Here is an 11,515-nt window from a genome sequence, read left to right on the forward strand (position 1 = left end):
GCATGCTGCGCTAGCGGCATAGCGCCGGCAGCCACCGCATCCAGACGTCACCGATCATCGAACCGCCACCACGCATCAGTCGCTCAACGAGCTTGCATAAGGATCGCCATGAGTCGCACGTCATACCAACTGCACGACAACGTCGCCGTCATCGGCCTGGACGATCCACCGATCAATGCGCTGGGTCATGCGATGCGTGGCGAAATTGTCGCCGCCGTCGTACAGGGGCTGGCCGATCCAGCGGTGCAAGCCATTGTATTGATCGGTTCGGAGCGGTTGTTTTCCGGCGGCGCCGATATTCGCGAATTCAACACCCCGGCGATGTTTGCCGAGCCCTCGCTGGCGACGATGATTGCCACCATGGAAGACGCCGGCAAACCGGTGATCGTGGCGATCGCTGGCACCTGCATGGGCGGTGGACTGGAGCTGGCTCTGGGCTGCCATTACCGCGTCGCCAAAAGCGGCGCGCAAATCGCCTTGCCCGAAGTAAAAATCGGTTTGCTGCCTGGCGCCGGCGGCACCCAGCGTCTACCGCGACTGATCGGTGTCGAGGCGGCGCTGAATGTGATCGTCTCGGGCGCCACCGTACCGGTAGAGCAATTCAAGGGCAGTGCCTTGTTCGATGCCATCGTCGATGGACCACTGCTGGAGGGCACGCTGGCATTTGCGCAAAGCGTGCTGGCGCAAGCGGCACCGCTCAAGCGCGTGCGCGATCTCAAAGTCGGTCATCCCAAAGCCGACGCGTTGTTTCTGTTCGCCCGCAACAGCATCGGTGCGGTGACCCAACATTACCCGGCGCCACTGAAATGCGTGGATGCGATCGAGGCCGCGGTGAAACGTCGCTTCGACGAGGGGCTGGCCTACGAGCGCGAGCTGTTCGCCCAGCTGATGATGAGCGAAGCATCGAATGCACTGCGTCATGTGTTTTTCGCCGAACGCGCGGCATCGAAGATCGCCGATGTGCCAGCCGACACACCGACACGCAACATCGTCCGCGTCGGCGTCGTCGGCGGCGGCACCATGGGTAGCGGCATCGCGATCAATTTTCTCAATGCGGGCTTGCCGGTGGTGCTGCTGGAGACCTCGGCCGCAGCGCTGGAGCGCGGAGTGGCGTCGATTCGCAAAGTGCTGGAAGGCGCCGTCGCCAAAGGCAAGAGCACGCAGGAGAAAGCCACCCACCGCTTCGCCCTGCTGCAGCCGACCCTCGACTACGCCGGCTTTGCCGACGCCGACCTGGTGATCGAGGCGGTGTACGAAGAGATGGGCGTCAAGCAAACCGTGTTTCAGCATCTCGATGCGGTATGCAAACCCGGCGCCATCCTTGCCTCCAACACCTCGACCCTCGACCTCAATCGCATCGCCGCATTTACTGCCCGCCCGCAAGATGTGATCGGCGCGCACTTTTTCAGCCCGGCCCATGTCATGCCGCTGCTGGAGGTCATTCGCGGCGAGCACACCGGCAAAGACGTACTGGCTACGGTGATGCAACTGGCCAAGCGCATCAAGAAAACCGCCGTGGTCTCCGGTGTCTGCGATGGCTTTATCGGCAATCGCATGATCAATATGTATTCGCGCGCGGCCATGGCCTTGCTCGAGGAAGGCGCCTCGCCACAGCAACTTGATGCCGCCATGGAAGCTTTCGGCATGGCGATGGGCCCCTGCCACATGGCCGACCTGGCCGGCGGCGATATCGGCTGGGCGGTGCGCAAACGCCAGTACGCCGAGCACCCCACGATGAAACATCAGGTGATTGCCGACCGCTTATGCGAGCTTGGCCGTTTCGGCCAGAAAGCCGGCGCGGGCTTTTATCGTTATGAGCCCGGCCGCCGCGATGCCTTGGCTGACCCCGAGGTGGATGCGCTGATCGCCGCTTATCGGCAAGAGGCTGGTATTACGCCGCGAAAAATTCCGGCCAGTGAAATCGTCGAGCGCTGCGTCTACGCGCTGGTCAACGAGGCCGCACGACTGCTGGACGAAGGCATTGCGCAGCGCGCCTCTGATGTCGACGTGGTGTATTTGATGGGCTATGGCTTTCCGCCTTATCGCGGTGGCCCGATGCTTTACGCCGACCGCGTCGGGCTGGCCAATGTGCTGCGCGCGATCAAGCGCTTCGCCGCCGCGCCGCGTGCCGAGCCTGGCTTTTGGGAGCCGGCGCCGCTGCTGGCGCGCTTGGCCGATGCCGGAGCGAGCTTCCATTGAACCGCCATGTCTCTCTCTTCAAGCCTGCCGTTACCGGAGTACGCCATGACTGACGCCGTCATTGTTTCCACCGCCCGCACTGCGTTGGCCAAATCCTGGCGCGGCAGTTTCAATATGACGCACGGCGCGACGCTGGCCGGCCACGTGATCGAAGCGGCCATCACCAGAGCCGGGGTCGATCCGGCCGAGATCGAGGATGTCGTCCTTGGCACTTCGCTGCCGGAGGGTGCCACCGGCAACAACATCGCGCGCCAGGCGGCGCTGCGTGCAAGCCTGCCGGTGTCGACCGCAGGCATCACGATCAATCGCTTCTGCTCCAGCGGCCTGCAAGCCATCGCCATGGCCGCCGGACGCGTGCGCAACGAAGGCGTGCCAGTGATGATTGCCGGTGGGGTGGAATCGATCTCCTGCGTACAGGCGTCGATCAACATGACCTATATGCAAGAAGAGTGGCTGGCCCAGCACAAACCGGAAATCTATTGGTCGATGCTGCAAACCGCCGAAGTCGTGGCCAAGCGCTACGGTATTTCCAAAGAAGCACAGGATGCCTATGGCGTGCGCTCGCAGCAGCGCGCAGCGGCGGCGCAGGCGGCAGGTAAGTTCAGCGATGAGATCGTGCCGATCACGGTGACTATGGGCACCGTGGACAAAGCCAGTCAGGCGCTGGGCACGCACACGGTCACCGTGCTCAACGACGAAGGCATTCGACCCGATACCACGCTGGAGGCGGTCGCCAAGATCCGCTCGGCGACGCCGGGCGGCGTTATCACCGCCGGCAATGCCAGTCAGTTTTCCGACGGCGCATCGGTATGCGTAGTGATGAACGGCAAGCTCGCCGAGCAACGCGGCTTGCAGCCGCTGGGCATTTTTCGCGGTTTCACCGTGGTCGGTTGCGAGCCCGACGAAATGGGTATCGGCCCAGTGTTTGCGATACCGCGCTTGCTCGAACGCAATGGGCTCGGCATGAACGACATCGGCCTATGGGAACTCAACGAAGCCTTTGCCGTGCAGGTGCTTTATTGCCGCGACAAGCTCGGCATTCCCGATGAACGCCTCAACGTCAACGGCGGCGCGATTGCCGTGGGTCATCCCTACGGTGTCACCGGCTCGCGGCTGGTCGGGCATGCCTTGATCGAAGGCAAGCGACGCGGCGTCAAATACGTGGTGGTCACCATGTGCGTCGGCGGCGGCATGGGTGCCGCTGGCCTGTTCGAAGTGGCCTGAGCCACTGCCCTTCCCTTGCTAAGCCACGGTATGAGCGATGCGTAAAAATATTCTGATCAGCGGTGCCAGTTCGGGCCTGGGTGCCGGCATGGCGCGTGAGTTCGCCACACGCGGCCACAACCTGGCGCTGTGCGCGCGACGGATCGACCGTTTGCACGAGCTCAAGCGCGAACTCGAAAGCGCATCGCCCGGCATCAAGGTTACGATTCATCAGCTGGATGTCACCGAGTACGAACAGGTCTTTACGGTGTTCCGCGCCGCCCGCGACGCGTTGGGCACGCTGGACCGGGTCATCGTCAATGCCGGCATCGGCCAGGGCGTACCGGTCGGCAAAGGCGACTTCGCGCGTAACAAGGCGATTATCGAAACCAACTTTATCGCCGCGCTGGCACAGTGCGAGGCGGCCATGGAAATCTTCCGCGCGCAAGACAGCGGGCACTTGGTGATTATTTCGTCGATGAGCGCGATGCGCGGCCTGCGCGGCGGCCTGACCGCCTACGCCGCCAGCAAAGCCGGCGTCGCCGCCTTGGCCGAGGGCATCCGCACCGACATGCTGCGCAAACCGGCCATCGCGGTCAGCACGATTTATCCCGGCTATATCCGCACCGAAATGAACGATAAGGCGCCCGCCAAGCAGACGCCTTACATCATCGATGCCGAACGCGGCTCCCGTTTGCTGGCGCAAGCGATCGAGCGCGAACCCGCCAAGGCCTATGTCCCCTGGTGGCCATGGGCGCCGCTGGGTTATTTGATGAAGCGCTTACCGCTGTCGTGGGTAGCGAAATTGAACTGACGGCGACCGCCATGGCTCATCCATGGCGCTGAACTATCGAGACCGTCAGCACCGATGCACAGGGCATCACATACCTGGCGTTTGCCGGGGCGCTCCGCCGACATTCGACGAAACGATGCCGAGCCCATGCCAAAACTCGGCAGGGAATGACAGCTCCGGCGCACCGACCCAGCCGCGCACCACATCGAGGTCATAGCCGTTGCCGTCGCGCTTGTAGCGAACCGAATTCAACGCCAGGGCATCCCAGTCACCGGCGAACTTGATCTCACGCAAGGTCTCCGGATAAACCCCATAGCGGGTGTGATAGAGCTCGACCAGGGCAATACTGGTCTTGAAGTTCTGGTCGCCAAACTTGGCATCCGCCTCCTTCTGCAACGCACAGCCCGAGCAGGCCAGTAGCAGCAAGACCGCGGCAGCGTAGATAACCTGGCGTAGTGCCATGCGAATACCTCGATTGAGGGTTTGAAAAACAGAACATAGCCTTGCGACAAATTTTTGCAACGGTCAGCCAAGATGGCTTGGAAGGCCCTCTGCTCGCCAAGACAACGGTGTTGACTGGCCATGCTCGATCGTCGAGCCGGCCGGATGAACTGCGATGCCAGCCCCCGCTTGCCCGGCACGCTGGCATACGCGGGCTGAAACCCAAGGCAGCGGAAGGCATGTACGCAGCCTGTTTGCGCTAAGCCGGCATCGTCGACCCTGTACCGATCGGGTCAAAGCCCCCTCAACACCGCAGCCATGCAAGGTAACTCAATAAATACAATGCATTACCATTATTCAGGACGGCAGATCGAATGAAGTAGATCGGTGTATGACGCAGGCATGTATCGCAACGGCAGCGGCCCCCCGGCCCTCCACGCGACCTCATATGAGATATACTTGCGTCGCAATTGAGACATGAAGCGAGCACGCCGACATGACTGAACGCCGTTTTCCACCCCCACCTATCGGCCGCAAAAAGCAACCGCTGGCCACTCCCGGCAAGTCGAAACTGCCCAGCGTGAGCCATCCACGCACCGCCGATCCCAAGAGCTATGCCGGGCATCTCAATGTCGAGATTGGCTACGATCTGGACGCCCTGAACGTGGAAGTCTTTCAGACCGATGCGATAACCGACCAAAGCAGTATCGATTACCTGGTGCAGACAAAGCCCATAGCGCGGGATATGCAGATCAGTTACGAGGAAATTTTCCGCTCCTCCTATGTGATCCAGGCCGACATCGTCAAACAAGGTATTGCCCCGCGTTATTTGAAACGCGTGGCCGAGGATCTTCGTCTCGATCAGACCACACTGGTGAATCATCTTGGCCTGGTTCGCAGCACCTACAGTCGCAAACTGCGTGATGGCGACCCGTTAAACCTTAACGACAGCGAGCGCTTGCTTGGCATGATGCGCCTGGTCGGACAGGTCCAGCTGATGGTTGAGCAAAGCGGCGATCCCGATGGGTTCAATGCGTCCGAATGGGTAGGCCAATGGATTGAACAACCGTTGCCGGCACTCGGCGGCAAAGCCCCCGCGGATTACATGGACACCGCCGCCGGCCAGGAGCTGATATCGCAACTGCTGCGGCAAGCGCAGTCGGGCGCCTATGCATGAACGTGCCTCTATGGCGGATCGGCACGGACACGCCAACCTATACGGCCGATGATCCGGACGGCATGGGAGCCAAGATTTCCGGTGGCCGCTGGAATCGCCCTGGCACCCCGGTGCTTTACACATCGACCGTGATAGCCCTTGCCTGCCTTGAAACGCTGGTCCATCTCAAGGTAGGCACCTTGCCCATGAACCGCTACCTGGTTCGCTTCGATGTTCCATCCAGCATGTGGAAAAAGGCGCAAAAACTCGATCCCAACGACCGCGCCATGGTGGGCTGGGATGCCGAACCCGCCGGCATGGTCTCGATGGAAATCGGCCAACGCTGGCTGGCTGGCAAAAGCTCCGCCCTGCTGCTGGTTCCATCGGCCGTCATCCCCGAAGAGATCAATGTCCTGATCAATCCAGCGCACCCGGACGCAGGGAAAATCTCCGCGCAGAAGCTACGCAAGTTTGTCTACGACGCGCGCTTACGCGCAGTCGTGTAGTTAGCTTCCATCAGCCTTGCGGCGATATCTCTTCTGAAGAGAGTCGGCTGTTAGCTTGCGCTAATGGATGGCGCCCGCCGGGTAGACCACGTAGAAGCTGGAGCATGATTTTAATGCGTGCCCGACAGGTCGAATCAGCCTCCTCGCAGCGACGTCGACTGCAACGAGCATGCTCTGGCCGTACACGGCTTCCTCGCCTTGTACGGCCGACTCGGCCGCAAAGGTCGCAGAGTCAAAACTGCGCCCGCTATGCGGGTCCACACCTTCGCCCCAGTGCTAGCGAGCCAGACCATCCAGTCGATCTTCGAGGCTTTGTATCGCGTGGCTGTTCGACGCCAGCATGCTGGCAAAGCATGCAGCGCGCGGAGAACGGCGGGCTGCATGACCTTCATTCGGCAACGCCATCGTGCACAGAATGGCCGGTACGAGCAGGCGGGCTAGGCTGCTTTCCGTGCGCGAGCCCGGCAAGCGCCGCCTTGCGCACGGCGGCGGCGATGTCGTTGCTCGTCGCCGGGTCTTGCACCGCTCGCGCAAGCGTGACCCCGCCGACGAGTAATGCGAGCAGCGCTATCGCCTCCTCGCGCCGAGCCTTGGGCTTGCCTTCGAGACCGGCCGCCATGGCGTCGATGATGGCCTGTAGCTCAACCTCGTAGGCTTGCTTAAGTTCATCGTCGGCGCGAGCGACCTCGGCCGAAAGACTTTGCAGTGCGCAACTGTCGGCCAGATCGCAGGTACGTCGATCACCCATATAGAAATGGATGAAGCCTTCGCGCCAGCGGTTTCCCAGTTGCTCGCGGGTCTGCTCGATGCCTCGTTTCAAATCATCGAGACCGGCAATCACGACCTCGCGGAAAGCATCCGCTTTCGATTTGAAGTGAGCATAAAAGGCACCAGACGTCACCGCGGCATCTTTGGCCAGGCCATCCACACCCAGACCGCCGAACCCACGGCTGCGAAATCCCCGCGCCGCGCTGTGGAGGATCTTCGCCCTGCCTTGTTCTTTCTGACCTGCTCGATGCGCCATATTCGACCCTTCACATAACGTTCGTTATTTAGTACTTGACGACATAACGATCGTTATGAAACGATCGCGGCATCACGATCGTTATATGGCCTTCGTGACGCATGAGCAAGAGTCTTGACCCGCCCCCTTTTGAATCCGAGGAGTGATTGCATGCCTATTTCTGTCCATGTCACTGAAGGTCTTCTCAGCACAAGCGGCAAACGTGAAGTGCTTCCCCGCCTTGCCGACGCAGTACTGCGCGCGCACGGACTCACTGGCAATGCGTTCATGGCTCCGAATGTCATTGGCCATCTACTGGTGAGCGCCGAATCGGAGAGCTACGTGGGTGGCAAGGCGCAATCGCTTGCTGTGATCGAAGTAAAGGTACCGATGCTTACCTTTGCCAATACGCAGATCAAGCAGGCGTTCGTGACTGCCGCCACCGACCTCATCGACGAACTCAAGGCCGGTTCGCATCCGCGTGAGCGCACGTTTGTAAACGTGACGTACGCCGTCGACGGCAGCTGGGGCATCGGTGGCAAGGCGTATTCGAATGATGAGCTGGGCACCGCGATTCAACAGGCCGCCACGGACTGATCTGCCCAAGCCTTATCGCGCCATCATCAACTGCGTTACCAGCCGCTACGATGCCAGCAGCGGCTGCGTGAATCACTTTAGCCTGTTCGAACCATCCTGGCCTTGGTCGCGTGTTCCATCGCCTTGGCGTTACTGTGTAGCGCAAGCCCAACCCGTGCAGCAACGCCAAGGCAACCGCGATAAGCAGAATCGAACTTCAGCACCGCGGCGTCCCGGCACTGATATCGAAATCCTGCTTTACCTGATCGCCCCTCCGCCCGACGCGGTGGCCCTCGTGTATCACCTTGCGGTCGATGGCGTGGGTTTCATCGCTGAGGTCACCGCACACGCTGCCTATGAGACCGATGCGCCGATCATCTTGGTCGCCAGCCAAAGCTTTCATGATCGAGCGATCATCCCGAATACCGTACTCCAATATAGACGCCCAAAGACCGCTGCCATCTCTGCTGACCCACGCCGTCGATCCGTTGATCGAAACGCCGTGATCGTGGCATGCCTTGGCTGAGTGATCGGTCAACCGTGTCGCTCTGCTTGCTGCGTTGCAATCGCGCCCTCTCTTGGGCGCCGAGTGGGCACGACTCACTGCGAACGAGCGCCTTTAGACACGCCTTCATTCGCGATGTGCCCCTGCCGCCCCGTCATCGCACACGCGGCCGACACAGCGCACCATTGCACACTGATCAGGGGTTAATCGAAGCGGCCTGCGACGCAAAATCCATCGCTGCATGGATAGCGCAATGCGCGCTTGAACAACCGCCTCCGAGCCGCAAGTTTTTTCGATTAACCATGCGTCGAAAGGAGATTCGTGCTGAAGCGCACATTCCTAAAAACACCGGTAGGGTCTTTGCGGCGCATCCCGTTTGTACAAAGACGACGCTGTATCTATGCCGGCGTACAGGGACAGTAGGGGGCGCCGCATCTGAGGGGGCTCAGTGTCGCGGGGCAATTCAAGTTGGGTGAGAGGCCGTGCACTTCGCACGGCAAAACTATGGGGCGTGATGGCCGCATCGGCTCCGTTTGTCCTAAAAATTTTGAGGAATTCATCAATGTCGAATCGTATTCGTCTTTCGGGGTATCGCTTGGCCTTGCTGCCAGCCGCGCTGTCGTTGGCTGTAATGACGATGTCCGCGCACGCTAGTGAATCGTGGGTCTCCACGAATACTCACGCCGCCATTCAAAAAAATGCGGTTGCGAAAACCTCGACGCTGATCATGAAGGGTCACCCTTCGGTCGCCGCCAACCAGATCATGCCGCTGGAGCAAAGCAAGCCGCTGCATATCGTGATCAATTTGAATCAGCGCAACGCCGAACAGTTCAAGACCTTTCTGCATGATGTTCAGCAGCCTGGCAACGCCAAATACCAAAAATTCCTCACGCCGGCACAGTTCAAGGCGCAGTACGCGCCGACCGACGCCCAAGTAAAGGCCGTCGTGGAGTATCTGGAGCGGTCGGGCTTTACGCATATCGAAGTCGCCCCGAACAACTTGCTGGTGAGCGCCGATGGTTCCGCGATGAGCGCGAATGCCGCGTTCAACACCTCCATGCAGACCTTCAGCTTCCAGGGCAAGCAGCATTTCGCCAACGCTGCCGACGTGATGGTGCCGCAATCGCTGAGCGGCATTGTGCACTCGGTGCTCGGCCTGCAAGACGTCGTGACCGCGCACGTCATGTCGCACATCAACAGCAACAGCGTGGCTGCGCCGCAAGCCACCGCCAGTCAGGTCACCCACAGCCCGACGGATTTCCCGACGATTTATGACGTCGGCACCACCGCAAGCGCATCGACCACCACGGTAGGCATCATCGGCTGGTACGACATGGCGCCGACCATCGCCGACCTGAACACCTTTACCAAAAATGCCGGCCTGGCGACCGTCAGCACGGAAATGGTCAAGACCGGCGGCAGCACGGCGACCTACCAGACGCCGGACATCAACACCCAGGCCGAGTGGAATCTGGACAGCCAGACCATCATCGGCACCTCCGGTGGCGTCAAGGCGCTGAAGTTCTACACCGCACCCAGCGCCACGCTGGGCGATATCACTGCGGCCTATAACAAGGCCGTGACGGATAACGTCGCCACGGTCATCAACGTGTCGCTCGGCGTCGACGAAACCGCGGCCAATAACGCCGGCAGCCAGGCGGCCGACGACAAGATCTTCGCCACCGCCGTGGCACAGGGCCAGACCTTCTCGATCGCTTCCGGCGATGCCGGTGTATATCAGTGGTCTAGCGATGGCACTGGCATCGGCTATGTGGCCGACTCCAGCGGAACCGTGCAGATCGACCTGACGCATTATTCGGTCAGCGAGCCCGCCGCGTCGCCCAACGTCATCACGGTTGGCGGTACGGCATTGAGCACTACCAATACCACCACCTGGGCCGGTGAAACGGTTTGGAACGAAGGGTTGAGCGCGATCAGCAGCACCGACAGCAACCAGCGCATCTGGGCCACTGGTGGCGGCGTCAGCTCGTTCGAAGATGCGCCCGCCTGGCAGACCAAGGCACTGGGCACCACAGTGACCAAGCGCCAAGTGCCTGACGTCGCGTTCGATGCGGCACAAGCCAGCGGCGCCAAAATCCTTATCCAGGGCAATACCTACGGCGTCGGCGGCACCAGCCTCGCTTCGCCGATCTTCGTCGGCATCTGGGCACGTATCGAATCGGCCAACAAGAACTCGCTCGGCTTGCCGACGCAGAACATGTACACCTACTTCCCGAAAGACAGCGCGCCGCTGCACGATGTGACCTCGGGCAACAACGGCTATAGCGGCAATGGCTACAGCGCCGGCGTGGGCTATGACAACGCCACCGGCTGGGGCAGTCTGGATATCTCCAAGTTCGGTGCTTATGTCACCAAGTACTGGGGTGGCGCCACCCCGCCGCCGTCGGGCCCTGCGGCCAACTTCACCGATAAGGTCAACGGCCTCGCGGTGGCGTTCACCAACAGCTCCACCGATACCGGCGGCACCATCAGCTCGTATGCGTGGAACTTCGGTGACAGCAGCAGCTCGACCGCGGCCAGCCCCAGCCACACCTATGCCAAGGCCGGCACCTACACCGTGACCCTCACGGTGACCGACAGCAAGGGCGCCACCAACACCAAGACGGCATCGGTCGTGGTGACCAGCAACGGTGGCGTATTCAGCAACAGCACGCCGGTAAACATCGATGACAACGCCACCATCACCAGCAACATCAGCGTGAGCGGCCAGTCGGGCAACGCGTCGTCCACGCTCAAGGTCAGCGCCAACATCACGCACAACTGGTCCGGCGATCTGGAGATCGACCTGATCGCGCCCGATGGCAGTACCTATGTACTGCAACAGCCCGACTACAACGACGACGGCAACATCAACACCACCTGGACCGTGAACGCCTCATCGAACGTCGCCAACGGCACCTGGCAGTTGCAGGTGATCGACAACGACAGCTGGTATAGCGGTGACCAGGGCACGCTGAACAGCTGGAAGCTCTCGTTCTGACAGAGCGCGGCCTGATGGGTCGCGGCGCGCATGGATGCGCGCCAAACCTTGGCTTTATAGGTCAGACCTGTAATGCATCGCCGATGGCTGTCATGCCATCGGCGATTTTTTTTCAGGCGCGATCGAACTGCA

The 11,515-nt window shown here is 60.9% G+C and carries 10 protein-coding genes; 7 read left to right on the forward strand and 3 right to left on the reverse strand.

All coding sequences use genetic code 11. The annotated features are described in order from the left end of the window. Positions 1 to 108: 108 nt before the first annotated feature. The 3 genes from OUZ52_RS20755 to OUZ52_RS20765 are packed head-to-tail and all read left to right on the forward strand — an operon-like array spanning position 109 to position 4,216. On the forward strand, positions 109 to 2,199 hold the full coding sequence (locus OUZ52_RS20755) for a 3-hydroxyacyl-CoA dehydrogenase NAD-binding domain-containing protein (RefSeq protein WP_266160463.1): 2,091 nt from the start codon (positions 109 to 111) through the stop codon (positions 2,197 to 2,199). Between the two features lie 45 nt (positions 2,200 to 2,244). After that, complete coding sequence (locus tag OUZ52_RS20760) at positions 2,245 to 3,423, forward strand: acetyl-CoA C-acyltransferase (protein WP_266160465.1); 1,179 nt, start codon at positions 2,245 to 2,247, stop codon at positions 3,421 to 3,423. A 37-nt stretch (positions 3,424 to 3,460) separates the two neighbouring features. Continuing rightward, positions 3,461 to 4,216 carry an SDR family oxidoreductase gene (locus OUZ52_RS20765; RefSeq protein ID WP_266160466.1) on the forward strand — a complete coding sequence of 252 codons (756 nt, stop codon included), beginning with the start codon at positions 3,461 to 3,463 and terminating at the stop codon, positions 4,214 to 4,216. Positions 4,217 to 4,282: 66 nt separating this feature from the next. Here the strand turns inward: OUZ52_RS20765 and OUZ52_RS20770 are convergent, their stop codons facing one another. After that, complete coding sequence (locus tag OUZ52_RS20770; RefSeq protein WP_266160467.1) at positions 4,283 to 4,657, reverse strand: hypothetical protein; 375 nt, start codon at positions 4,655 to 4,657, stop codon at positions 4,283 to 4,285. A 475-nt stretch (positions 4,658 to 5,132) separates the two neighbouring features. Between OUZ52_RS20770 and OUZ52_RS20775 the strand changes: the two genes are divergently transcribed. Together OUZ52_RS20775 and OUZ52_RS20780 are read left to right on the forward strand one after the other, a co-directional pair. After that, a complete protein-coding gene (locus OUZ52_RS20775) occupies positions 5,133 to 5,813 on the forward strand; it encodes an antitoxin Xre/MbcA/ParS toxin-binding domain-containing protein (RefSeq protein ID WP_266160468.1) in 681 nt (226 codons plus the stop codon). After that, positions 5,810 to 6,298 (forward strand): RES family NAD+ phosphorylase, encoded by a 489-nt coding sequence (locus OUZ52_RS20780; protein ID WP_266160469.1) that lies wholly within the window; start codon positions 5,810 to 5,812, stop codon positions 6,296 to 6,298. Before OUZ52_RS20775 ends, OUZ52_RS20780 begins: the two co-directional genes overlap by 4 nt. Before the next feature lie 388 nt (positions 6,299 to 6,686). Here the strand turns inward: OUZ52_RS20780 and OUZ52_RS20785 are convergent, their stop codons facing one another. Beyond that, on the reverse strand, positions 6,687 to 7,322 hold the full coding sequence (locus OUZ52_RS20785) for a TetR/AcrR family transcriptional regulator (protein ID WP_266160470.1): 636 nt from the start codon (positions 7,320 to 7,322) through the stop codon (positions 6,687 to 6,689). 150 nt (positions 7,323 to 7,472) lie between these two features. Between OUZ52_RS20785 and OUZ52_RS20790 the strand changes: the two genes are divergently transcribed. Beyond that, a complete protein-coding gene (locus tag OUZ52_RS20790; RefSeq protein WP_266160471.1) occupies positions 7,473 to 7,898 on the forward strand; it encodes a tautomerase family protein in 426 nt (141 codons plus the stop codon). Positions 7,899 to 8,094: 196 nt separating this feature from the next. Here OUZ52_RS20790 and OUZ52_RS20795 read toward each other — a convergent pair whose 3' ends face one another. Next, a complete protein-coding gene (locus tag OUZ52_RS20795; protein ID WP_266160472.1) occupies positions 8,095 to 8,280 on the reverse strand; it encodes a hypothetical protein in 186 nt (61 codons plus the stop codon). A 664-nt stretch (positions 8,281 to 8,944) separates the two neighbouring features. Here OUZ52_RS20795 and OUZ52_RS20800 point away from each other — a divergent pair. Then, positions 8,945 to 11,383: a protease pro-enzyme activation domain-containing protein gene (locus tag OUZ52_RS20800; protein ID WP_266160473.1), complete on the forward strand. Its 2,439-nt coding sequence runs from the start codon at positions 8,945 to 8,947 to the stop codon at positions 11,381 to 11,383. Positions 11,384 to 11,515 lie beyond the last annotated feature (132 nt).

The sequence above is a fragment of the Dyella silvatica genome (genome assembly GCF_026283955.1).
Classification (GTDB): Bacteria; Pseudomonadota; Gammaproteobacteria; order Xanthomonadales; family Rhodanobacteraceae; genus Dyella_C; species Dyella_C silvatica.

Bases quoted from the DNA above. Each gene is read 5' to 3' on its own strand.
- OUZ52_RS20795 (WP_266160472.1), bottom strand. From the start codon at position 8,280: ATGAAAGCTTTGGCTGGCGACCAAGATGATCGGCGCATCGGTCTCATA.
- OUZ52_RS20775 (WP_266160468.1), top strand. From the start codon at position 5,133: ATGACTGAACGCCGTTTTCCACCCCCACCTATCGGCCGCAAAAAGCAA.
- OUZ52_RS20780 (WP_266160469.1), top strand. From the start codon at position 5,810: ATGAACGTGCCTCTATGGCGGATCGGCACGGACACGCCAACCTATACG.
- OUZ52_RS20770 (WP_266160467.1), bottom strand. From the start codon at position 4,657: ATGGCACTACGCCAGGTTATCTACGCTGCCGCGGTCTTGCTGCTACTG.
- OUZ52_RS20790 (WP_266160471.1), top strand. From the start codon at position 7,473: ATGCCTATTTCTGTCCATGTCACTGAAGGTCTTCTCAGCACAAGCGGC.
- OUZ52_RS20760 (WP_266160465.1), top strand. From the start codon at position 2,245: ATGACTGACGCCGTCATTGTTTCCACCGCCCGCACTGCGTTGGCCAAA.
- OUZ52_RS20785 (WP_266160470.1), bottom strand. From the start codon at position 7,322: ATGGCGCATCGAGCAGGTCAGAAAGAACAAGGCAGGGCGAAGATCCTC.
- OUZ52_RS20765 (WP_266160466.1), top strand. From the start codon at position 3,461: ATGCGTAAAAATATTCTGATCAGCGGTGCCAGTTCGGGCCTGGGTGCC.
- OUZ52_RS20755 (WP_266160463.1), top strand. From the start codon at position 109: ATGAGTCGCACGTCATACCAACTGCACGACAACGTCGCCGTCATCGGC.
- OUZ52_RS20800 (WP_266160473.1), top strand. From the start codon at position 8,945: ATGTCGAATCGTATTCGTCTTTCGGGGTATCGCTTGGCCTTGCTGCCA.